This is a genomic window from Enterocloster citroniae (assembly GCF_040545455.1).
Taxonomy (GTDB): Bacteria; Bacillota; Clostridia; order Lachnospirales; family Lachnospiraceae; genus Enterocloster; species Enterocloster citroniae.
Genome location: NZ_JBEPLZ010000004.1, coordinates 358,079 through 379,591 on the forward strand (window position 1 = coordinate 358,079; position 21,513 = coordinate 379,591).

General features: G+C 50.8%; 21 protein-coding genes. 1 reads left to right on the plus strand and 20 read right to left on the minus strand.

The genetic code is table 11. The features are described 5' to 3' along the window. Window positions 1–4: 4 nt before the first annotated feature. From spoIVA to ABID13_RS07640, 11 genes are all read right to left on the minus strand, one after another. Window positions 5–1,480, minus strand: a complete 1,476-nt coding sequence (gene spoIVA / locus ABID13_RS07590) for a stage IV sporulation protein A (RefSeq protein ID WP_007864249.1) — start codon at window positions 1,478–1,480, stop codon at window positions 5–7. 208 nt (window positions 1,481–1,688) lie between these two features. Continuing rightward, window positions 1,689–2,093: a hypothetical protein gene (locus tag ABID13_RS07595; protein WP_048930515.1), complete on the minus strand. Its 405-nt coding sequence runs from the start codon at window positions 2,091–2,093 to the stop codon at window positions 1,689–1,691. Window positions 2,094–2,399: 306 nt separating this feature from the next. Next, entirely contained in the window at window positions 2,400–3,110 is a 711-nt protein-coding gene (locus tag ABID13_RS07600) for an ABC transporter ATP-binding protein (protein ID WP_007864241.1), read from the minus strand. Between the two features lie 14 nt (window positions 3,111–3,124). Next, entirely contained in the window at window positions 3,125–3,883 is a 759-nt protein-coding gene (locus ABID13_RS07605; RefSeq protein ID WP_007864238.1) for an ABC transporter ATP-binding protein, read from the minus strand. A 1-nt stretch (window position 3,884) separates the two neighbouring features. Continuing rightward, entirely contained in the window at window positions 3,885–4,958 is a 1,074-nt protein-coding gene (locus ABID13_RS07610; protein ID WP_007864235.1) for a branched-chain amino acid ABC transporter permease, read from the minus strand. Window positions 4,959–4,966: 8 nt separating this feature from the next. After that, the gene (locus ABID13_RS07615) at window positions 4,967–5,848 is read right to left on the minus strand and encodes a branched-chain amino acid ABC transporter permease (RefSeq protein WP_007864232.1); all 882 of its coding nucleotides are present in this window, start codon (window positions 5,846–5,848) and stop codon (window positions 4,967–4,969) included. A 155-nt stretch (window positions 5,849–6,003) separates the two neighbouring features. Beyond that, window positions 6,004–7,239 carry an ABC transporter substrate-binding protein gene (locus ABID13_RS07620; protein WP_007864223.1) on the minus strand — a complete coding sequence of 412 codons (1,236 nt, stop codon included), beginning with the start codon at window positions 7,237–7,239 and terminating at the stop codon, window positions 6,004–6,006. A 280-nt stretch (window positions 7,240–7,519) separates the two neighbouring features. Then, on the minus strand, window positions 7,520–8,533 hold the full coding sequence (locus ABID13_RS07625) for an NAD(P)H-dependent glycerol-3-phosphate dehydrogenase (RefSeq protein ID WP_007864222.1): 1,014 nt from the start codon (window positions 8,531–8,533) through the stop codon (window positions 7,520–7,522). A gap of 25 nt (window positions 8,534–8,558) precedes the next feature. Continuing rightward, window positions 8,559–9,194: a glycerol-3-phosphate 1-O-acyltransferase PlsY gene (plsY, locus tag ABID13_RS07630; RefSeq protein ID WP_007864221.1), complete on the minus strand. Its 636-nt coding sequence runs from the start codon at window positions 9,192–9,194 to the stop codon at window positions 8,559–8,561. Between the two features lie 23 nt (window positions 9,195–9,217). Next, window positions 9,218–10,546 (minus strand): ribosome biogenesis GTPase Der, encoded by a 1,329-nt coding sequence (gene der / locus ABID13_RS07635; protein WP_048930516.1) that lies wholly within the window; start codon window positions 10,544–10,546, stop codon window positions 9,218–9,220. 66 nt (window positions 10,547–10,612) lie between these two features. Further along, window positions 10,613–10,810 carry a DUF6472 family protein gene (locus tag ABID13_RS07640; protein ID WP_040416804.1) on the minus strand — a complete coding sequence of 66 codons (198 nt, stop codon included), beginning with the start codon at window positions 10,808–10,810 and terminating at the stop codon, window positions 10,613–10,615. Between the two features lie 373 nt (window positions 10,811–11,183). Here ABID13_RS07640 and ABID13_RS07645 point away from each other — a divergent pair, with 373 nt between their 5' ends. After that, a complete protein-coding gene (locus ABID13_RS07645; protein WP_048930517.1) occupies window positions 11,184–12,392 on the plus strand; it encodes a ribose-phosphate pyrophosphokinase in 1,209 nt (402 codons plus the stop codon). Window positions 12,393–12,583: 191 nt separating this feature from the next. Here ABID13_RS07645 and pgeF read toward each other — a convergent pair whose 3' ends face one another. From pgeF to mutS, 9 genes are all read right to left on the minus strand, one after another. Continuing rightward, window positions 12,584–13,438, minus strand: coding sequence for a peptidoglycan editing factor PgeF (gene pgeF / locus ABID13_RS07650; RefSeq protein WP_048930518.1), 855 nt, complete (start codon window positions 13,436–13,438; stop codon window positions 12,584–12,586). A 24-nt stretch (window positions 13,439–13,462) separates the two neighbouring features. Beyond that, a complete protein-coding gene (locus ABID13_RS07655) occupies window positions 13,463–13,804 on the minus strand; it encodes a YraN family protein (RefSeq protein ID WP_007864213.1) in 342 nt (113 codons plus the stop codon). Beyond that, window positions 13,797–14,456 (minus strand): ribonuclease HII, encoded by a 660-nt coding sequence (gene rnhB / locus ABID13_RS07660; RefSeq protein ID WP_045091341.1) that lies wholly within the window; start codon window positions 14,454–14,456, stop codon window positions 13,797–13,799. The genes ABID13_RS07655 and rnhB overlap by 8 nt, the downstream gene beginning before the upstream one ends. A gap of 13 nt (window positions 14,457–14,469) precedes the next feature. Continuing rightward, the gene (ylqF, locus tag ABID13_RS07665) at window positions 14,470–15,318 is read right to left on the minus strand and encodes a ribosome biogenesis GTPase YlqF (RefSeq protein ID WP_048930519.1); all 849 of its coding nucleotides are present in this window, start codon (window positions 15,316–15,318) and stop codon (window positions 14,470–14,472) included. A 66-nt stretch (window positions 15,319–15,384) separates the two neighbouring features. Next, window positions 15,385–15,936, minus strand: a complete 552-nt coding sequence (gene lepB / locus ABID13_RS07670) for a signal peptidase I (protein WP_048930520.1) — start codon at window positions 15,934–15,936, stop codon at window positions 15,385–15,387. A 94-nt stretch (window positions 15,937–16,030) separates the two neighbouring features. Further along, window positions 16,031–16,378 carry a 50S ribosomal protein L19 gene (rplS, locus tag ABID13_RS07675; protein WP_007864195.1) on the minus strand — a complete coding sequence of 116 codons (348 nt, stop codon included), beginning with the start codon at window positions 16,376–16,378 and terminating at the stop codon, window positions 16,031–16,033. Between the two features lie 148 nt (window positions 16,379–16,526). Then, the gene (locus ABID13_RS07680; RefSeq protein ID WP_045091342.1) at window positions 16,527–17,807 is read right to left on the minus strand and encodes an HlyC/CorC family transporter; all 1,281 of its coding nucleotides are present in this window, start codon (window positions 17,805–17,807) and stop codon (window positions 16,527–16,529) included. 105 nt (window positions 17,808–17,912) lie between these two features. After that, a complete protein-coding gene (gene trmD, locus ABID13_RS07685; RefSeq protein WP_007864193.1) occupies window positions 17,913–18,842 on the minus strand; it encodes a tRNA (guanosine(37)-N1)-methyltransferase TrmD in 930 nt (309 codons plus the stop codon). Window positions 18,843–18,865: 23 nt separating this feature from the next. Beyond that, window positions 18,866–21,508: a DNA mismatch repair protein MutS gene (gene mutS, locus ABID13_RS07690; RefSeq protein ID WP_040416735.1), complete on the minus strand. Its 2,643-nt coding sequence runs from the start codon at window positions 21,506–21,508 to the stop codon at window positions 18,866–18,868. Window positions 21,509–21,513: the final 5 nt, after the last annotated feature.

A 21,513-nucleotide genomic window follows, 5' to 3' on the forward strand; every position in this document is an offset into this window, starting at 1 on the left:
GATTTCATATGATGATGCATATCATTCCGCCATTGCTGTCATTGATGATCTTCTGGAGAGTGTCCTGAAGCTTTAACTGGCAGTCCTCTGTCATCTGGGAAACCTTTGCCTGGATCCCGTCTTCCACGATCTGCTCAATGGATTTTCCAAAAATATTGGTGTTCCAGATCCCGTCATCGCTCTCCCTTGCATTTTCCTTAATATATGTAATCAGATCCTGGGCCTGCTGTTCGCTGCCTACAATGGGGGCGATCTCCGTCTCAATGTGAGCTTTGATCAGGTTGATGGACGGCGCCTCAGCCTTCATTTTCACCCCGTATTTATTGCCGTGTTTGATTACCTGCGGCTCATCCAGGACAATCTCTGAGCGCTCCGGGGTTACAACACCATAGCCCTTTAACCGCACCTGGGTCAGGGCATTCTGTACCTTCTCATACTCCTTCTGCATGTTGGCCAGGCTGCTGAGTGTCTGCATCAGCTGATATTCACCCTCAATGGGCAGGCCTACATAATCGCTGAGGATCTGGTAATAGTAGCTGTCATCCATATCCACCTGCACGGCCACGCGGCCGTCCGCCATCTGCATATTTTTTACATTCATAGAGCGGATGGTATCGGTGCGCTGTTCAGCCAGTTCACCCGCAACATCCTTCATATGGCTTACCTTCTGGATCACTCCCTTGGCAGCCTGAATGACCTGGGCCTTCAGCCAATGGGTAGCCGGCAGGATTTCCAGCCACTTTGGAATATGGAAATCCATTTCCGTTACCGGAAATTCCTTCAGCACCTTTTCCAGAATATGGAATACATCATCTTTTTTCAGCTGTTCACAATTTACCGGAAGCACCGATACGCCATAACCTTCCGACATCTCTCTGGCCAGTTTGGCTGTCTCATCGGAATATGGTTTCATGGAATTGAGAAGGACTACAAACGGTTTTCCCAGCTTTTTAAGTTCATCAATGGTCTGCTTTTCAGCCGCCATGTACCCGGGTCGTTTGATCTCGCCAATGGAGCCGTCTGTGGTCACCACGATCCCTATGGTGGAGTGGTCGTTGATGACTTTTCTGGTGCCTAATTCCGCTGCCTGTGTAAAGGGAATATCGTAGTCAAACCATGGTGTTTTCACCAGGCGTTCCTCTCCGTTCTCCACATGGCCCGCGGCACCTTCCACCATAAATCCCACACAGTCAATTAATCTCACCTTGGCTTCAATGCCGTCCGCAAGACTGATCTTAGCCGCCTCTTTGGGAATAAATTTGGGTTCCGTTGTCATGATGGTCTTTCCGGCAGCACTCTGGGGAAGTTCATCCCGGCTTAGATTACGCAGGTTATCATCCTCCATGGCAGGAAGCACCAGCAGTTCCATGAACCGCTTAATGAAGGTAGATTTACCTGTCCGGACCGGCCCTACTACGCCTATGTAAATTTCTCCGCCTGTTCTCGCTTGAATATCCTTGTATACATTAAAATTGTCCATAAATATACCCCCTTGCTATGCTTTTATAATATATGCGCTGTGAATCAGGGGTATGATAAAGAATTATTGCTTAATATTAATAAAATGGGATTACCCTCAGTGGGCAGGGGAACCTTTGAATAATTATATGAAACAACGGATAAAACCAAAAATAGAACAAAGATTAGATAGATATCTGAACTCCAGCCCGCTGTAAACTGCGGGCTGATTATGCACTTTTCTTTTCCAGGGCTTCCACCCTTCTCTCTACTTCCTGTATCATCTGCAGGAGAAGTGTCTGGTTGACATTATCCAGCTTCTTGATCCTGTAATACTCTGTCAGTTCATCCAATCTGCTGCGCATATCGTCCAACTGGGACTGCAGATTCATGTGCACCCGGTCCAATTCACCAAGGATCAGGTTCTCTGAAGCGGCAAAACGCAGATCCAAACGTATATCCCAGTCTAAAGACAGCTCCTCTATACGATTATTAAACTGCTTCTCCTGCTCTGCAAAACGTGCATCCATGCGCTTCTCCTGCTCTGCAAAACGTGCATCCATGCGTTCCTCAGAAGCCGAAATCTCTTCCTTCATAATAATACGGATCATCTCTAAATCCCTTTTATCAAGCATCTCTTCCCTCCTTTCCGAAGAGTTTACGCTCGGAGTCTCCGAGAGTAAACAAGAATATAAAACACCCGGGTGAAAATCCAGGTGTTCTGATCGTTAAGTTACTGTCTCGATCACAGGCGGTAATCTATATATAGCATATATGGCGGTCAATTTCAATATCCGAAAACGGACTCCCCAAACTTTTTAAAAAATGGGGTAAAATAAACTTTATTCATCTGCAGTGTTTTTCCCGAAATACAAAAACAGGAACCGGTCTTGATCCGGTCCCCGTTCCCATTCCCCCGTCAGGTCCCATATCTTTACATGTTACTCGCTGAGATATGCTTTCTTTACCTGATCATTATTCATAAGTTCCCCGGCATCCCCGCTGAGGGCGATATTGCCGGTCTCCAGAACATATGCCTGGTTGGCGATGGAGAGGGCCTTCTTCGCATTCTGTTCCACTAAAAGCACAGTAGTCCCGTCCCCGTTGATCTTCTGGATGATATCAAAGATCTCGTTTACGTAAATGGGTGAGAGTCCCATGGAGGGCTCATCCATTACAATCATCCTGGGATGGCTCATAAGGGCACGCCCCATTGCAAGCATCTGCTGCTCGCCGCCGGAAAGAGTTCCGGCCAGCTGATTCTTCCGCTCCTCCAAACGTGGGAAACGGCTGTAGATCATTTTAAGGGTGCTGTCTATCTCTTCCTTGTCTTTCCTGGTGTAAGCTCCCATCTTCAGGTTCTGAAGAACCGTAAGGGTTGCAAACACTCTCCTGCCCTCCGGCACATGGGCAATGCCCATATTGACCAGTTTATATCCGGGAACCTTGGTTATATCCGTTCCCTCGTAAATGATCTTTCCTGATTTTGCGCTGATCAGACCGGTAATGGTGTGCAGGGTGGTGGTCTTTCCTGCCCCGTTGGCACCGATAAGCGCTACGATCTCTCCCTGGTTTACATCAAAGGAGATTCCCTTTATGGCCTGGATCACACCATAGTATACTTCCAGGTTTCTGACTTCAAGCATAGCCATAATAACCTCTCCTCCTATTCACCAAGATACGCTTTTACTACTTCCGGATTGTGCAGGACCATGCCGGTCTCACCCTGGCAAAGGACCTGGCCAAAGTTCAGTACGGTCAGTTCTTCACAGATTCCGCTTACCAGCTTCATATCGTGTTCAATGAGAAGGATCGTCATATCAAAATTGTCCCGCACAAAACGGATGGTTTCCATAAGCTCTGCTGTCTCGTTGGGATTCATACCTGCCGCAGGCTCGTCCAAAAGAAGCAGTTTGGGTTTTGTGGCAAGCGCCCTGGCTATCTCCAGCTTTCTCTGCTTGCCGTATGGCAGGTTGGATGCCTTGTAATCACATTCATGATCCAGCCCGAATACATGTAACAGCTCCATGGCCTTTTCATCCATCTGCTTCTCTGTCTTATAATACCTTGGCAATCTGAAGATACCTGCCGCCGTGGAGTATTTGTAGTGGTTGTGCAGTCCCGCCTTTACATTGTCCAGCACGGACAGATCCTTAAACAGACGGATATTCTGGAACGTCCTTGCAATCCCTGCCTGATTGATCTCCGTGGTCTTTCTTCCCGTTACATTGACGCCGTCCAGCTCTATGCTTCCTGCATCCGGCTTATATACGCCCGTAAGCAGATTGAAGATCGTGGTCTTTCCGGCGCCGTTAGGCCCGATCAGGCCATAGAGCTGCCCTTTATCAATACTGATCTGGAAATTGTCAACTGCCTTAAGTCCGCCAAAGGAAATGCTTAAATTCTTTACTTCAAGTAATGCCATGTTATGCCGCCTCCTTTGCCGGATTCTTATCTTTCCTGCTGAACTTCTCTGCCACACGCTCACGCATGGTCACAAACTGCGGCGCGGAGTTAAAGAGCATGGCAAGGATCAGCACCACAGCATACATGAGCATACGGTAGTTGCTGAGTCCCCTGAGCATTTCCGGAAGAAGGTAGAGGATAACGGTTGCGATCACCGATCCCCGGATACTTCCAATGCCTCCCAGAACCACATACACTAGGATCATAATGGACATGTTGTATCCAAAGTTCTTGGGCAGCGCTGTCAGGGTGGTCAGGTTGTGGGCGTACAGTACGCCCGCCACACCGGCCAGACCTGCGGAAACAGAGAAAGCCAGCAGCTTATATTTTGTGATATTGATACCAATGGACTCTGCTGCGATCCGGTTGTCGCGGATCGCCATGATGGCGCGTCCCGCTCTGGAATTCACCAGATTGATCACTATAAACAGGGTGACCAGAACCAGGATCACTCCAATGGTAAAGGTAGCGGTCTGGGGCGTTCCTGTAATTCCCTGGGCCCCCTTGATCAGCACTTCGCCGCCCTCCTCCAGGTTCAGGGACATGGAATCCTTAAAGGAAATATGAAATCCTGCCGTGTCACGTCCCAGATAAACGGCGTTTACCAGGTTCTTGATGATCTCGCCGAATGCCAGGGTTACAATGGCCAGATAATCGCCTCTCAGGCGCAGTACCGGAATACCGATCAGTATGCCGAAGGCTGCTGCTGTGACAGCCCCGATGATAATGGCGATCACCATTCCCAGGGTGGGGTCAATAACCCCCTTCATACACTTGGAAAACAGGGCGCCTGCAAATGCGCCCACGCACATAAATCCTGCATGGCCCAGGCTCAGCTCACCCAGGATACCAACAGTCAGGTTCAGGGAAACAGCCATGATCACATAGATACAGAAGGGAACTAAAAGTCCCTTCATCAGGCTGGACACATGGCCTGTACCCACCAGGATCTGCATGATGACATAGGCTGCCGCCACCATTCCGTAAGTGATCATATTATTGATAAATGTTTTACGCTTTGCGTTACTCTTCATACCGGCACCTACACTTTCTCATTAATCTTCTTGCCCAGAATACCGGTGGGCTTTACAAGCAGCACAATGATCAGCACAGAGAACACGATGGCGTCCGACATCTGTGAGGATATGTATGCTTTTGCAAGGATCTCGATTACACCCAGGAGGATCCCGCCAATAAATGCACCGGGAATAGAGCCGATGCCGCCGAACACAGCAGCAACAAAGGCTTTGATGCCCGGCATGGAACCGGTATAGGGAGTCAGGGACGGGTAAGCCGAGCACAGGAGCACGCCTGCAACGGCAGCCAGTGCGGAGCCGATCGCAAACGTAAGGGCAATGGTGCCGTTGACATTGATCCCCATCAGGGTAGCTGCCCCACGGTCCTCCGAAACAGCCAGCATGGCCTGCCCTGCCTTGGATTTGTTGATAAATGTGGTCAGACCGATCATAATAACGATACAGGAAAGAATGGTGACAATGGTCTCCCCTGTGATCGTCATCTGTCCGCCCGCCAGTTTGATGGCCGGAATAGTAACAACAGATGTAAATGACTTCGTATCCGCACCAAATATAAGCAGTGCCACATTCTGCAGCAGATAACTGACACCAATGGCCGTGATAAGTACTGCAAGAGGAGAGGCGCCGCGCAGGGGCTTATAAGCGATCCGCTCAATGGTCATACCCAGCAGCGTACAGGCCAGAACTGCCACCAGTACCCCTACCATGGGAGGAAATCCCATGGTGCTGACCGTAACAAATACCACGTAGCTGCCAATCATAATAACATCGCCATGAGCGAAGTTCAGCATTTTGGCGATCCCATAAACCATTGTATACCCAAGAGCTATAATGGCATATACACTGCCCAGGCTGACGCCGTTGATCAAATAGTTAATAAAGCCCATACCTACACCTCTTTGTCTGAAGTCTTTTTTAATTTACCACTATGAAGCGGCAGAATACTGAAATTAATATATCACAGAAACTTACTATAAACAAGAGGGTTGTCATCGAGACAACCCTCTGTTGGGTTTCGCATTATGATCTGCAATCGCTGCAATTACATTGCTGTGTAAGCTCCGTCCACAACCTTAACAGCCTTAGGTGCCTTATGAGGCTCGCCGTCCTCTGTCCAGGTCATACCCTCGCCGGTCAGTCCATCCAGCTTGATGTTCAGCATAGAGGTCTTAAGTGCATCACAGATAGCGCTTGCATCCATATCAGATGTCACGCCTGCATCTTCCATTGCTGCCTTGATGGCGTAGATCGCATCATAGGCATCGGCTGCAAACTGTACAGGAACTTCATTGTATGCATCCTTGTAGCTCTTTACAAAGTTAACGGTCAAATCATCGGAAGCATCCGCTGCAAATGGTGTAAGAAGCATCAGGCCCTCTGCCAGCTTGGTGTCAAAGTTCTGAACCTGAAGGATACCGTCCATACCATCGCATCCAAAGAACTGAGGAGCAAATCCTGTCTTGTCAGCCTGCTGTAAGATCAGGGAAGCCTCTGTATAGTAGATAGGCAGGAATACCAGCTCGGCGCCTGCATCCTTTGCCTTCTGTAACTGTGTGGAGAAATCCTTGTTGCTGTCAGCGGTAAATGCTTCTGCTGCAACGATCTCAAGACCCTGGTTTTTGGATTCTTCAGCAAACTTCTCATAGATACCGCTGGAATATACATCAGAGCTGTCATAGATAACAGCGATCTTGGAAGCCAGCTTGTTCTCACCAATGTACTTGGCGGAAGCTGCACCCTGATCCGGATCGGAGAAGCAGATACGGAATACGTTGGGGTTTGCCGCACACTCTACAGCAGAACCGGATGGTGTGATCTGGAACATGTTGTCAGAGGCCGTCTTATCAGCAACCGCAATACAGGGAGCAGAGGTAACGGTTCCCATAAGAGCCTGCATACCCCAGTCTTTTAACGTATTATAGGCATTGACAGATTTCTCTGCGTCATGCTCATCATCTTCAAATTTAAACTCAACCTGAGCACCGTTAATTCCGCCTGCGGCATTGATCTCATCCACTGCCAGCTGGGCACCGCGCTGAACAGCCAGGCCGTATACTGCAGCACCGCCGGTAGTCGGCCCAATTCCGCCGATCTTGATCACGCCGCCGGCTGCTTCTGTGGTTTCTGCCGCCTCACCTGCCGCTGTGGTTTCCCCTGCCGCACTTGACTCAGCAGCCGGTGCTGCTGTGGTTGTTTCTGCTGTCTTGGAGCCTCCGCACGCTGTCAGGGAAGCTGCCATGGCCACTGCCAGGCCAAGACTAAATAATCTCTTCTTCATAAATGTTTCCTCCTCTTGCTTTTCCTTACGTTCCACGATCCATAGCATCGCTGTATTATCATGGACTTTCTATGTAAAGCTTTCTATATTATAGGTAGTCCGGAAGAGATTGTCAACCTTTTCATGAAAATATTAAGTCGATTTTAGGGATTTGCAGAAAAATTATCCTAAAATTTGCTGTATTTCCTCAAAATGAACCAATTTTTAGGGGAGGGGACCATATTCAGGCCTTCCCTCCCCTGCTATTCCAGGAAAATATGTTTGTTTTCACTCTCTGATCTTACTCTTCTTCCCATTCCAATCCGGAGTTTTCAATCCGCTTATCCCTGAGCATCAGCTCCAGCACCGCCTCCTTGGCTGGCATACCCCCAAACAGGATGGCATTGACCTGCTCCACAATGGGCATGGAAACATGGTGCTGCCGGGACAGGGCCAGGGCTGCCTTGGCGGAATATACTCCTTCCACCACCATATTCACCTCAGCCATGGCTTCCTCCATGGTGTAACCTTTGCCAATGAGGATACCGGCACGCCGGTTACGGCTGTGCATGCTGGCACAGGTAACGATCAGGTCCCCGATTCCCGTAAGACCTGCAAATGTCTCCATCCTGCCTCCCATATCCGTGCCCAGGCGTGATATCTCCGCAATCCCCCTGGTGATCAGGGCCGCCTTTGTATTATCCCCGTAGCCCAGACCGTCAGCCATGCCGGATGCCAGAGCGATCACGTTCTTTAAAGCTCCGCCCAGTTCAATTCCCAGAATGTCAGGGCTGGTATAAACGCGGAACACCTGGCTCATGAATATACCCTGCACAAACTCCGCCACATGTTTTTTGTGGGCGCCTGCGACACAGGTGGTGGGAAGACCCTTGCTGACCTCCTCCGCATGGCTGGGTCCTGAAAGCACTGTAACCTCAGCCTCCGGCAGTTCTTCCTCAATGATCTGCGACAATGTCATAAGGGTATTCTCTTCGATCCCCTTTGCCACATTTGTAATAACCTGGCCTTTCTTGATATATGGTTTCATCTTCTGCGCCGTGCCGCGCACAAAGACTGAGGGCACTGCCAGGATGAGAAGATCCCTGTCCTCCATTGCTTCCTTCAGATCTTCTGTGAATCCGATGGATTCCGGAATATGCAGATCCGGCAGATTCCTGTGAGTGTGTGTTTTCTTAAGTTCCCTCACTTCCTCCGGTATCGCCGACCAGATGATCACCTGATGTCCGTTGCCGCTCAGCAGTACAGCCAGCGCGGTTCCCCATGTACCTGCTCCAATTACACCAATTGATGCCATAACTTCACCGTCCATTTTCAGTTATTTATTTCTTTTTTGCGCCTACTTTATTCTCCTTGCCCTGCACCAGCCTTACAATATTGGCCCTGTGCCTCCAGAAGGCCATGGCGGCGATCACTGCGGAGATACCATAAAATTCCGGTCTGGCCGCAGCAGACAGTCCGTAGGCTCCCATCTGTCCCATCACCACATTCCAGACCACTAAAATGGTGGATACAATAAGAGATCCCAGGGATACATACCTGGTCACAGCCACGACCAGGACAAATGCCGCCAGGCACAGCAGCATCAGCCTCCAGTCCAGGGAGGTGACAATTCCTGCAGTTGCCGCAATTCCCTTACCGCCTTTGAAATTCAGATAAAACGGGAAGTTATGTCCCAGTATGACTCCGAATCCGGCGTATAGAATCCACACATAAAGATAATCCGGCTGGCTTCCAAACAGGATCCTTACCAGAAAACAGGGGATCACTGTCTTAAAAAAGTCTCCCAGAAATACAATGAGTCCCGCCCTCACTCCCATCACCCTCAGGGCATTGGTGCTTCCGGAGTTTCCGCTTCCGTGCTGGCGGATATCGATCCCCTTATACTTGCCATAAAGATAACCGGTCTGAAAAAGTCCAAACACATATCCCATAACTAAACATATGATACGTTCCATTCCTTTATCCCCCCTTGTCTGGCTTACTGCTCTTTTGCCTTGCGTTCCCGGGTAATAAACTTTAGGGAAGTTCCCTTGAATCCAAAGGCATTCCTGATCTGGTTCTCCAGGTATCTGGTATAGGAAAAATGCATCAGTTCCTTGTCATTCACAAAGATCACGAATGTGGGCGGTTTCACAGCCACCTGGGTCATATAGTAAATCTTAAGTCTTTTTCCCTTGTCTGACGGCGGCTGCTGCATGGCAACCGCCTCCGTCATGATCTCATTGAGTACTCCTGTAGCCACGCGCAGTGTCTGATTCTGGCGCACCGCATCAATCAGCTCAAACAGCTTTGGAAGGCGCTGTCCTGTCTGGGCGGAAACAAAAATGTATTCCGCATAGGGCATAAAGGATAATGTATTCTTTATCTTATTGGTGTACTCGTAAATGGTCTTATCCGTCTTTTCAATGGCATCCCACTTATTCACCGCCACGATCACACCCTTGCCCCGCTCGTGGGCAATCCCTGCGATCTTGGCGTCCTGCTCCGTCACGCCCTCGGTGGCATCAATGACAATCACCACAATATCAGCCCGTTCCACGGCCGTAACCGTACGGATGATGCTGTACCGCTCCAGTTCTTCCTTGATTTTATTCTTGCGGCGCAGTCCTGCCGTATCAATAAACACATAGGGGGTGCCGTTGTGAATGATCTCCGTGTCCACCGCATCCCGGGTGGTGCCGGCAATGTCGCTTACAATCACCCGGTTTTCTCCCAGCAGCTTATTAATAATGGAAGATTTACCTACATTAGGCTTGCCCACCACCGCTATACGCGGACGGTCATCATCTTCCTCCTCCGCCTGCGTACCGTCAAAGTGCTTTACCACCTCATCCAGCAGATCGCCGATCCCCAGGCGCGAAGCAGCCGATACCGGTACAGGGTCACCGATCCCCAGGTTATAGAATTCAAAGACATCATTGCCAAACTTGGCCACGCTGTCCACCTTGTTCACGGCCAGCACCACAGGCTTATGGGACTTGCGCAGCATGTCCGCCACCTTTGCATCGGAATCCACCAGACCCTGGCGCACATCCACGATAAAGATGATCACATCCGCAGTGGAAATGGCTATCTCCGCCTGCTCCCTCATCTGGGAAAGGATGACATCCCTGGCGTCAGGCTCGATGCCCCCTGTGTCGATCAGTGTAAAGTTCATATCCAGCCAGTTACAGTCAGCATAGATTCTGTCCCTGGTCACTCCCGGTGTGTCTTTTACAATGGAGATGGTATCTCCTGCTATCACATTAAACAACGTGGACTTGCCCACATTGGGCCTTCCCACGATCGCAACCACTGGTTTGCTCATCTTATTTCCTCTCTTTCAATCTGCCTGTATCTGCTTTTTTATCCGGCTTTCTTTTATCTGCCCTGCCTATATCTGCTTGCGCACGATCCGGTATTCATCCCCGGACTGATAATAAGGGCACTGGTACATGGTATTACTCAGAAAGCGTCCCATCTCATCCTCATCCAGATTCACTTCACAGATATAGTAGTCATTTTCCTCATCATATACGTAATTCCCACAGCACTCGCAGCTGGTCCTCACTGTCTTCCTGCCAGACTCCATCCGGTTCATACCCCTCATATCTATATTCTGCACCGGCACGCCTTCCATGCACGCCTTCTGCGCCTGCCCGTTTTCAGGATGAAACAATACCTGCGCAAAGTCATATCCGCTTGATTTTACTATACGTGCCCTTACTTGTAAAGCATTTTCTGAATCCGCACCAATCCCATCAGTATATAACTTATATAATAACAATATTGCCCTTTTTTGTAAATGGCAAGTTCTTTTTCTGAAAATATTTTGTATTTTTTGAAGAAATACCCGCAACCCCTTGACCGGGCCAAATAAAAAATGGTATAAATCATATGTGGTATTTTGACAACATACGAGTATTAGTATTTATTTACTTATTTAACAAAGGAGCACAGCTATCATGGCTAACAATTATGTATTCAACGATTCCCTTCCTGTTGCGCCGCTAAAAATCGCTGCACTGGAAAGCTGTCAGGAACTGGCATCCAAGGTAAATGACCATGTTGTACAGTTTAGACGCAATGATATGGAAGAGCTTATGCGCCGCAAGGAGGATCTGCATTACCGCGGTTATGACGTGGATTCCTACCTTCTTCCCTGCAGCTGCCCAAGATTCGGCACAGGAGAAGGAAAGGCCGTTATCGGTGAATCCGTCCGCGGTACCGATGTCTTTGTGATGGTGGATGTGATGAACTACAGCATTCCCTACATGGTCAGCGGCTATACCAACCACATGTCACCGGATGACCATTTCCAGGATTTAAAACGGGTGATCGGTGCCTGTGTATCCACAGCCCACAGGGTAAATGTGATCATGCCTTTCTTATACGAAAGCCGTCAGCACAAGCGCAGCAAGCGCGAATCCCTGGACTGCGCCATGGGGCTTGAAGAGCTGGCAGCCATGGGAGTGGAGAACATCATCACCTTTGATGCCCATGACCCACGCGTGCAGAATGCCATCCCCCTTATCGGCTTTGACAATTTCATGCCTACTTATCAGTTTGTGAAGAGTCTCTTTGCACATGACTCCAGCATCCAGATTGACAAAGAGCACCTGATGATCATCAGCCCTGACGAGGGAGCCATGAACCGGGCCGTGTACCTGGCCAACAACCTGGGCGTGGATATGGGTATGTTTTACAAGCGCCGTGATTACTCCCAGATTATCAACGGACGCAACCCTATTGTGGCCCATGAATTCCTTGGTGCCTCCGTGGAAGGAAAGACTGTCCTGATCATTGACGACATGATCTCTTCCGGTGAGAGCATGCTGGATACCTGTAAGGAATTGAAGGAGCGCAAAGCAGGCAAGGTCATTGTATGCTGTACCTTCGGCCTCTTTACCAATGGCCTTGAGAAGTTTGACGAATTTTATACCCAGGGCTACCTGGATTATGTGATTACCACCAACCTGAATTACCGCAACCAGGACCTGTTAAAGAGGGAATGGTATCTGGAAGCTGACATGAGCAAGTATATGGCGGCTATCATCAACGCCCTGAACCATGACCGCTCCATCAGCGCATCTCTCTCCCCAACGGAGAAGATCCAGAAGCTGGTGCAGAAATACCAAAACGGCGGATATGAGTATTTCCAGAAATTAGTATAAGACAGGCTTTTCTCCCTGCCTGTTAGGGCTTTCCAAAAAGAGCACAACCCGTTCCCCATGGAGTGGATTGTGCTTTTTAATATCATGGGAAATTCCTCTGGAATTCCCTATGGTATAAAAAACGGTCCGCGGGGACCGGCCCGGTATGGCCGCTCCTGAACGGCAGCCCGCACACAATGGACCTCAACGGATCACCGGAGGCACAAAAAGGCGGCCAGGTTTCCCCGCTCCTCTCCCACCCTGCGGTGGGAAAACAGATAGTCGCTGTTGCACATGGTGCAGATATTGGTGGTATGTATTTGTTCCTTTGGAACACCGGCTTCCCTGAAAATGATCTCATTGGCCTTCCACAGATCCATCTGGTATTTGCCCGGTTTTCCGTTAAAGCAAAAGAGATCCTGCCAATGTGTTTTGCCAAAGGCAGCCTTAAACTCCGCCACCACCTCCTCACCCACTTCAAAGCATTCCCGGCAGATGCTGGGACCAATGCAGACCACCAGATCTTCAGCCCTTGTTCCGTATGCCTCCTTCATGGCGTCAATGGTGACCCGGCCCATCCTCTTTACAGTGCCCCTCCACCCGGAGTGGCTGAGGCCAATGGCGCGGTTTCTTGTGTCCACCAGATATAAAGGCACACAATCCGCGTAAAAGGTCACCAGGGTGATGCCCGGTATATTGGTGATCAGGCCGTCCACATCCCTGTAGTCCCGTTCCCGTATAACGCCTTTCCCCTCGTCTTCCTCCGTCACCCTGCGCACATTTACGGTATGTGTCTGATAAGAGACAACCATCCTGTCCCGCTCCACCTCCAGGGCATCGGCCATTCTTGTGAAATTCTCCAGGACATGGGAGGGATCGTCCTTTCTGCTGTAGGAAAAGTTCATGGTGGCAAATTTTCCTTTGCTGGCACCCCCCAGACGGGTGGAGAACCCATTCATGACCATTTTGGTGTGCTCCAATGCCTTAAAAGAAAGAAAGGGCACACCGCCCTGCTCACAGGTAATAAATATATCATTGCTGTTTTTATAGTTCCATTTGATCGCCATCGATTATCTCCTTACAAAGCATATCTAAAATGCATCCTGGACCAGCTCGACCCGTTCTCCCAGGATCCCCACCACATCAAATCGGCAGGCACAATCCTCAGCAAAACCGTGGCTGTACATATAATGGGCGGCAGCCTGGCGGATACGCCTCTGCTTTCTCTTATCCACTGCCTCAAGAGGACCGCCCATGCGACCGTCTGTCCGGTACTTGACTTCCACGAATACCAGGCAGGGGCCCTGGGTACAGATCAGGTCCACCTCCCCCTGTCTGCAGCGGTAATTCCGCTCCAGGACGCGGTATCCTTTTTTCTGTAAATAAACAGCTGCCAGTTCTTCATAGCAGCTGCCTACTTCCCGTTTATTCATCTTCCTGCTCCACAAAATTCCTGATAAATGATCTTCTGTGAATGGGACATGGTCCCAGTTCCCTGATCGCCTGGATATGGGCCGCGGTCCCGTAGCCCTTGTGCTTTGCAAACCCGTAGCCTGGGAACATTTCCTCGTATTCCGCCATCATATGGTCCCTTGTAACCTTGGCCAGGACGCTGGCAGCTGCGATGGAAAGACTTTTTGCATCCCCTTTTATGATGGGCACCTGCTTCATAGGAAGGCCCGGTATGGTGACCGCGTCATTGAGAAGCACATCCGGTGTTACGCCAAGCCGGCCCACAGCATCCCTCATGGCTTCATAGGTGGCCTGTAGGATATTGATCTCATCGATCCTGGCAGGGGACACAATCCCCACGCTCCAGGCTGCCGCCTTTTCCTTGATCTCCTCAAACAACTCCTCCCTCCGCTTTTCAGAAAGCTTTTTGGAATCGTTCAGGTACAGGATCCGGCAGTCCTTTGGGAGGATCACCGCGCCTGCCGCCACCGGACCTGCCAGCGGCCCTCTTCCCGCCTCGTCAATGCCGCATACATAGGCATAAGCTTCATATTCTTTTTCATACTGGGTCATGGCTTCCAGCCTGGCCAGTTCCTTCTCCAGTCTCTCTCCCTTTAGTACTCTTGCAGCCACAGTTATCCTCTCCTTATTCCCCGGGCTGTTCCAGGGTTACACGCCCCAGTTTCCCTGCCCGGAAATCATCCAGTAAAAGGGCTGATGCCCTTGCCACATCCAGCTCCCCGCCCTTCATCAGGCATGAGCGCGCTCTTGCAATGTCCTCCAGGATGGCGGCCGGCTCCTTATCCTCTGTCTCCAGGTCAAACCGTTTTAAAAGGGTTCCGGGATACTGCTCCTTCAATATGCGGATACACTGTCCGGCCAGTTCATCCTTGTTAAGGATCTGGTCATTGATGGAGCCGATGAGAGCCAGCTTAAGCCCCACGCTCTGGTCATCAAATCTAGGCCAGAGGATACCCGGGGTGTCCAAAAGCTCCAGGGTCTTGTTCAGGCGGATCCACTGATTTCCCTTTGTCACACCGGGCTTGTTGCCTGTTTTGGCACATGCCTTGCCTGCAAAGGAATTGATGAATGTGGATTTGCCCACATTGGGGATCCCCACCACCATGGTACGGATGGGGCGGTTTAAGATGCCCCGCTTCCTGTCGCGCTCGATCTTGTCCCTGCATGCCTGCTGCACCACGCCCTGCACCTGCTTTAAGGTTCCCTTATTCCTGGCATCGATCTTTACCACATGAATGCCCTTTGCCTCAAACCAGGCTGCCCACTGGGCGTTCAGGCGCTCATCCGCCAGGTCTGATTTGTTAAGAAGCACCATCCTTGCCTTGCCTGCCGCCAGACTGTCAATGTCCGGATTACGGCTGGAAAGGGGCACTCTGGCATCCACCAGTTCGATCACCAGGTCAATCAGCTTTATATCCTCTTTCATGGCCCGTTTGGCCTTGGTCATATGACCGGGATACCATTGTATATTCATACCTTCATAACTCCTGTTCTTATATGCTTCCTGTTCCTATATGTCTCCTGCTTTTGGTTATAGCTTCTATTTTGAACGGATCAGATCCAGTTTGAGTAAGGGATAGATGCGGAACCAGACCTTACCCTGTATCTGCTCTCTTTTTACATTTCCAATGTTGGAAAAGCGGCTGTCCTCACTGCTGTCCCGGTTATCGCCCAACAGGAAGTATTCGTCCTCCTCCAGCTGGATCGGCGTGTCGGCACGGCCGGCCAGGGAGACCTGCTCCAGTCCGTCCGGGGCCTCCAGCAGCTCACTGTCAATAAATACATAGCCGCCCTTTATCTGTACGGTCTCCCCCGGAAGCCCGATGACCCGCTTTACATTCTTTTTCCGGTCCTCACGTTCAAAGACCACGATATCAAACCGTTCCGGCTTTCCCACGTCATAGGCAAGGCGGTTTACCAGCACCACGTCATCGGCTGCCAGCACCGGCTGCATGGAATTGCCCGACACAAGGACCTGGGCACAAAAGCCATATACCAGAAACCAGGCAAGGGCCAGCACGATCACCACATTTACAACCCAGTGCACAATCCGGCGCAGCCAGGCCGTATCTTCATTTACATAAAACTCCATGGACCACACCCATTTCTCCCACTGTTGCCAGCGCTGCAAAAGAATAAGAAAGGGACAATTTTCATTGTCCCTTGTTCCCGTTTCAACTACCTGATTATTTAACTGATTCTTTAACCTTGGCAGCCTTACCAACCCTGTCTCTTAAGTAGTTCAGCTTAGCACGTCTTACTTTACCCTTACGAACAACTTCTACGTTGTCAACGCTGGGAGAATGTAATGGCCAGGTTTTCTCAACGCCGATACCATTGGAATTCTTCCTTACGGTAAATGTCTCTCTTGCTCCGCCGTTCTGTCTCTTAATAACAGTTCCCTCGAAAATCTGGATTCTCTCGCGGTTACCCTCTTTGATCTTGTTGTATACCTTTACGGTATCGCCAACGCAGAATGCGGGTACGGTTTCTTTCAGCTGAGCTGCTTCAATGTTCTTAATAATGTCGTTCATCGTGTGAACCTCCTTCATCTATTGGATGTTCTTAATACCATGTGCGGTAAATCAAATTCACTGCCTTTCAGTAACAGAGGACCATCTATTTCTTGTCACAACGTCTGATTCTATCATATATTGTCCCAAAATGCAAGCTTTTTATCGATCAATCTTCTTCTTTTTCGCTGTGGGAATGGAGGTAAAGATGAATTTTGTCAATGCGGTTTTTATCCACCTGCTCCACCACCAGGCGCACTCCGTCACACTCCACTTCCTCTCCCTGGGCGGGAAGGTGCTCCAGCTTGTCAATGATCAGACCTCCCACGGAATCATAATCCTCAGAGGCCAGCTCCAATCCCAGCTTGTGGTTTAGGTCATCCAGCTTCATGGCTCCTTCCACCAGATACTGGTCCTCCCCCAGGGCAACCAGCTCATCCTCCTCATCCTCATCATACTCATCCCTGATGTCCCCTACGATCTCCTCCAGAATATCCTCCAGGGTGATCAGGCCGGCCGTTGCGCCGTACTCATCCAGGACAATGACAATGTTGTTGGAGGTTCCCCTCATCTCCACCATGAGTTCGGACAATTTTTTGGATTCAAAGGTATAAAGAGGCTGCCGCAGATGGTCGCCTATGGAAAAATGCTTCCTGTCCTCGATCAGCAGCATGTCCTTGATATTGATAATGCCCACCACGTTGTCCGTGGTCTCCTCGTATACGGGCAGGCGGGTGTAGCGCTCCTGGCGGAACACCTCCAGCAGCTCGTCAAAGCCTGCATTCACATTGATGAACGTCATATCAATCCTGGGAACCATAATATCCTTGGCCACAGAATCGCCCAGATCAAACACATTGTTTATCATTTCTTTTTCTTCCGACTCAATGACGCCCTTTTCATGGCCCACCTCCACTATGGTGCGCAGCTCGTCCTCCGTCATGTCATCTCCCCGCTTGTTGGGATCCACGTTGAGGAGCTTCAGTACGCCAAAGGACATCCAGTTCACCGCTGCGATCACCGGTGTGAGAAGGACCATCAGGATATAGATCACATGACCGAACCTGAGGGCATTCTTCTCCGCCTCCAGGGTGGCGATGGTCTTGGGGGTGATCTCACCAAAGATCAGGATCAAAAGGGTCAGGATTCCTGTGGCCGCACCGGCCGCCCTGCTTCCGAACACCTCCGTGGCCAGTACGGTCAGCATGGAGGATGCGGAAAGGTTGACCACGTTGTTGCCGATCAGTATGGCACTGAGCATCTTGCCCTGATCTTCCCCCAGCTTCATGACCCACACGGCAGATTGATTGCCCGACTCTGCCAGGTTCCTGATGCGGATCTTATTAACCGTGGTCAGGGCTGTCTCCGAAGATGAGAAAAAGGCGGAGAGCCCCAGTAAAATAATGATAACAATTAAGCGTATGGCGATCGTGTCACCAGATAGGTCCAAAATTATCAACTCCTGTTTCGTTTGCGTATTTTCATGAAATTGTACAATATTCTGAGGATTCTGTCAACGCCGTGCTTGCGTTGTACTGGATTTTATAACCGGATATCATTTGTGTTTCAGCCATTTGATCTTTAAACTGCACACTTTATAAAAGCTTTTCACATCCTCCAGGGTGCATTCCCCGGAAGCCAGCAGCTTCTTTGCCGCCGCCATGGCCCGGCGTTTGATCCGGGGAGCTGCCTCCCCGCTTCCCGCGGACTCCGCATAGCTTTCCAGGATCTCCTCCAGCTGCCCGATGCCGCCCTCTCCCTGCCCCAGGGAATCCAGATATTTGTGCTCCTTTAGGGTCAGTCTGGCTCCGGCAAGCAGGTCCGGGCGGCGCTCCAGGGTGCGTTTGATGGACTGCTGCCTGCGCCACTCTTCAATATTCTTGTGATGTCCGCTTAAGAGCACTTCGGGAACAGCCATGCCCCGGAACACCTCCGGCCTGGTGTACTGCGGATATTCCAGCAGATTGTCGTGAAAGGACTCCTCCTCTGCTGACACCTCATTGTTCAGCACGCCCGGCACCAGCCTGGAGATACAGTCTATCATTACCATGGCAGGAAGCTCTCCGCCCGTGAGCACAAAGTCCCCCACAGAGAGATGATCCGTGACGATCAGCTCCAGCGCCCTCTCGTCAATGCCCTCATAGTGACCGCACAGGAACACCAGGTCCTCCTCCTTTGCCAGTTCCTCGGCAATGGACTGGTTGAATACCCTGCCCTGGGGCGTCATGTAGAGGACCCTGGGTTTTTTACCGGTCCGCGCGCAAAGGTCTTCATATGCCTCGCACACAGGCCCGGGCTGCATCACCATACCGGCCCCGCCTCCGTAAGGCGCATCATCCACATGCCTGTGTTTATCCCTGGAATAGGCCCTGATATCAATGGCCTCCACCGATATGGCCCCGCTGTCCATGGCCCGGCCCGTAATGCTGGTTCCAAGCCCGTCCATGACCATATCCGGAAACAATGTCAATATATGGAAATTCATCTTTTCTCCTATTATCCTTTTATTTAGTTATCTTTCCACCGGTTCTTCAGTTTCGTCTGGAGCCGGTACAAGGTGTTCAGGGCATCAATGGGCGTCATGGTGGACAGTTCCAGGCAGTCCAGCTCCCTGACAATGTCGTCATCCTTTACCGTATCAAAGAAGGTGAGCTGCTGCATATCCACCTCGTCTGGCTTGGGAACCGCCTTGTGCTGGGTAATGTTGGAGCTGATCTCCGCGATCTCCTTGGCCCTGGCCGTGATGTCGGCATCGCTGAGTTCCTCTGCGATCTCCTTGGCCCTGGCAATGACTGAATCAGGTACACCTGCCAGTTTGGCCACCTGGATGCCGTAGCTTTTATCAGCCCCGCCCCGGACGATCTTTCGCAGGAACACGATATCATCCCCCTGCTCCTTCACCGCAATACAGTAGTTTTTCACCCCCGCAATGGTGCCCTCCAGCTCCGTAAGCTCATGGTAATGGGTTGCGAACAGTGTCTTGGCTCCCAGAAGCTTTGTACTGCTGATGTGTTCGATCACAGCCCACGCAATGGACAGGCCGTCAAAGGTGCTGGTTCCCCTTCCGATCTCGTCCAGGACCAGCAGGCTGTTCCTTGTGGCATTGCGCAGGATATTGGCCACCTCGGTCATTTCCACCATAAAGGTGCTTTGCCCGCTGGCCAGGTCATCGGAGGCGCCCACCCTGGTAAAGATCCTGTCGCAGATTCCGATGTCCGCCTCCTGGGCAGGCACAAAGCTGCCCAGCTGGGCCATGAGCACGATCAGGGCCACCTGGCGCATATAGGTGGATTTACCCGCCATGTTAGGGCCTGTGATAACGGACAGACGGTTCTTGCCATTGTCCAGGAAGGTATCGTTGGCCACAAACAGGTCATCCCGCATCATCTGCTCCACCACGGGATGGCGGCCGTTTTTGATCTGGATCACGCCCTTCTCGTTGATCATGGGCTTTACATAATTCCGGCGCGTGCTCACCACGGACAGGGAGCAGAACACATCCACTCCCGCAATGGCCTTTGCCGTCTTCTGGATGCGGACCACCTGGGCCGCAATGCTGTCCCTCACCTGACAGAACAGGTCATATTCCAGGGAGACCAGCTTGTCCTCGGCTCCCATGATAATGTCCTCCAGATGCTTTAGCTCATCTGTGGTAAAACGCTCCGCATTGGTCAGTGTCTGCTTGCGCACAAAGTAATCCGGCACCTGGTCCTTAAAGGAATTGGTAACCTCAAAATAGTAGCCGAACACCTTGTTGAATTTTACCTTCAGGGTCTTGATCCCTGTTTTTTCCTTTTCCTTTGACTCCAGCTCTGCCAGCCAGTTCTTGCCCTCTGTCTTGGCCTGGCGCAGCTTGTCCGCCTCCTCGTTATAGCCGTCCTTGATGATGCCGCCCTCGCGGACCGTTACAGGCGGATCCTCCAGGATCGCCTCCCCGATCAGCTCATAAATATCCTGGAGGCTGTCCAGTTCCTCTGCCAGGCTTCTTAACAGTTCTCCGGTAAACTCTCCCAGGATCCGCTTGATGTGTGGAAGCATTTCCAGGGAACTTTTAAATGCAATCAGATCCCTTGGGTTGGCCGTCTTATAACTGATACGCCCGATCAGGCGTTCCAGATCATAGATGGGATTGAGGTACTCGCAGATCTCCTCCCGGGAAATATAATTCATATTCAGCTCTTCCACTGCTTCCTGCCGTTTCATGATCTCGTCCTTATGGATCAGGGGCTGTTCAATGTAACTTCTCAGAAGGCGCGCCCCCATGGCTGTCTTGGTCTTGTCCAGGACCCAGAGCAGGGTTCCCCGCTTCTGCTTTTCCCGCATAGTCTCCACCAGCTCCAGGTTTCTCCTGGTAGAGGTGTCAATGACCATAAACTGCCCGGTGGAATAGGGGGTGATGGTGGTAATGTGTTCCAGGGTATTTTTCTGGGTTTCATACATATACTGCATCACTGCCCCTGCCGCAATGATCCCCGTACCGTAATCGGTGAGTCCCAGACCGCTTAAATGACCCACACGGAAATGCTCCCGCAGCACCCTGCGGCAGGACTCATCACCGAAGAATCGGCTGTCCAACGCTGATATGACCACATGATAGCGGTTCTTAAGCTCTTCCAGATCCACGCCGGACATATAAAAAGCATTGTTACAGATGATCTCGGAAGGGGAAAACTTGTTGATCTCATCAAACAGCTCCCGGTCCGAATCCACTTCGGTTACCATAAAGTCCCCGGTGGTGATGTCCGCAGTGGAAATGCCGTAAATGCCGTCCATGCAGACGATTCCCATGAGATAGTTGTTCTTAGTCTCATCCAGGGCCTGCACACTGGTGATGGTCCCGGGGGTAACCACGCGGATCACTTCCCGCTTCACAAGCCCCTTTGCAAGCTTGGGATCCTCCACCTGTTCCGCTATGGCCACCTTATATCCCTTCTGGACCAGACGGTACAGGTAAGACTCCACTGCATGATAGGGCACGCCGCACATGGGAGCGCGCTCATCAAGGCCGCAGTCTTTTCCGGTCAGGGTGATCTCCAGCTCCTTTGAAACCGTCAGGGCGTCCTCGAAAAACATCTCATAGAAATCCCCCAGACGGTAAAACAGGATGCAGTCCGGATATTCTTTTTTAGTCTCTACGTAATGCTGCATCATGGGTG

Bases quoted from the DNA above. Each gene is read 5' to 3' on its own strand.
- ABID13_RS07600 (WP_007864241.1), bottom strand. From the start codon at position 3,110: ATGGCTATGCTTGAAGTCAGAAACCTGGAAGTATACTATGGTGTGATC.
- ABID13_RS07595 (WP_048930515.1), bottom strand. From the start codon at position 2,093: ATGCTTGATAAAAGGGATTTAGAGATGATCCGTATTATTATGAAGGAA.
- ABID13_RS07615 (WP_007864232.1), bottom strand. From the start codon at position 5,848: ATGGGCTTTATTAACTATTTGATCAACGGCGTCAGCCTGGGCAGTGTA.
- ABID13_RS07620 (WP_007864223.1), bottom strand. From the start codon at position 7,239: ATGAAGAAGAGATTATTTAGTCTTGGCCTGGCAGTGGCCATGGCAGCT.
- trmD (WP_007864193.1), bottom strand. From the start codon at position 18,842: ATGAATTTCCATATATTGACATTGTTTCCGGATATGGTCATGGACGGG.
- ABID13_RS07640 (WP_040416804.1), bottom strand. From the start codon at position 10,810: ATGGAGTCTGGCAGGAAGACAGTGAGGACCAGCTGCGAGTGCTGTGGG.
- spoIVA (WP_007864249.1), bottom strand. From the start codon at position 1,480: ATGGACAATTTTAATGTATACAAGGATATTCAAGCGAGAACAGGCGGA.
- der (WP_048930516.1), bottom strand. From the start codon at position 10,546: ATGAGCAAACCAGTGGTTGCGATCGTGGGAAGGCCCAATGTGGGCAAG.
- ABID13_RS07645 (WP_048930517.1), top strand. From the start codon at position 11,184: ATGGCTAACAATTATGTATTCAACGATTCCCTTCCTGTTGCGCCGCTA.
- ylqF (WP_048930519.1), bottom strand. From the start codon at position 15,318: ATGAATATACAATGGTATCCCGGTCATATGACCAAGGCCAAACGGGCC.
- ABID13_RS07610 (WP_007864235.1), bottom strand. From the start codon at position 4,958: ATGAAGAGTAACGCAAAGCGTAAAACATTTATCAATAATATGATCACT.
- mutS (WP_040416735.1), bottom strand. From the start codon at position 21,508: ATGATGCAGCATTACGTAGAGACTAAAAAAGAATATCCGGACTGCATC.
- ABID13_RS07605 (WP_007864238.1), bottom strand. From the start codon at position 3,883: ATGGCATTACTTGAAGTAAAGAATTTAAGCATTTCCTTTGGCGGACTT.
- rplS (WP_007864195.1), bottom strand. From the start codon at position 16,378: ATGAACGACATTATTAAGAACATTGAAGCAGCTCAGCTGAAAGAAACC.
- plsY (WP_007864221.1), bottom strand. From the start codon at position 9,194: ATGGAACGTATCATATGTTTAGTTATGGGATATGTGTTTGGACTTTTT.
- pgeF (WP_048930518.1), bottom strand. From the start codon at position 13,438: ATGGCGATCAAATGGAACTATAAAAACAGCAATGATATATTTATTACC.
- lepB (WP_048930520.1), bottom strand. From the start codon at position 15,936: ATGGAGTTTTATGTAAATGAAGATACGGCCTGGCTGCGCCGGATTGTG.
- ABID13_RS07655 (WP_007864213.1), bottom strand. From the start codon at position 13,804: ATGAATAAACGGGAAGTAGGCAGCTGCTATGAAGAACTGGCAGCTGTT.
- ABID13_RS07625 (WP_007864222.1), bottom strand. From the start codon at position 8,533: ATGGCATCAATTGGTGTAATTGGAGCAGGTACATGGGGAACCGCGCTG.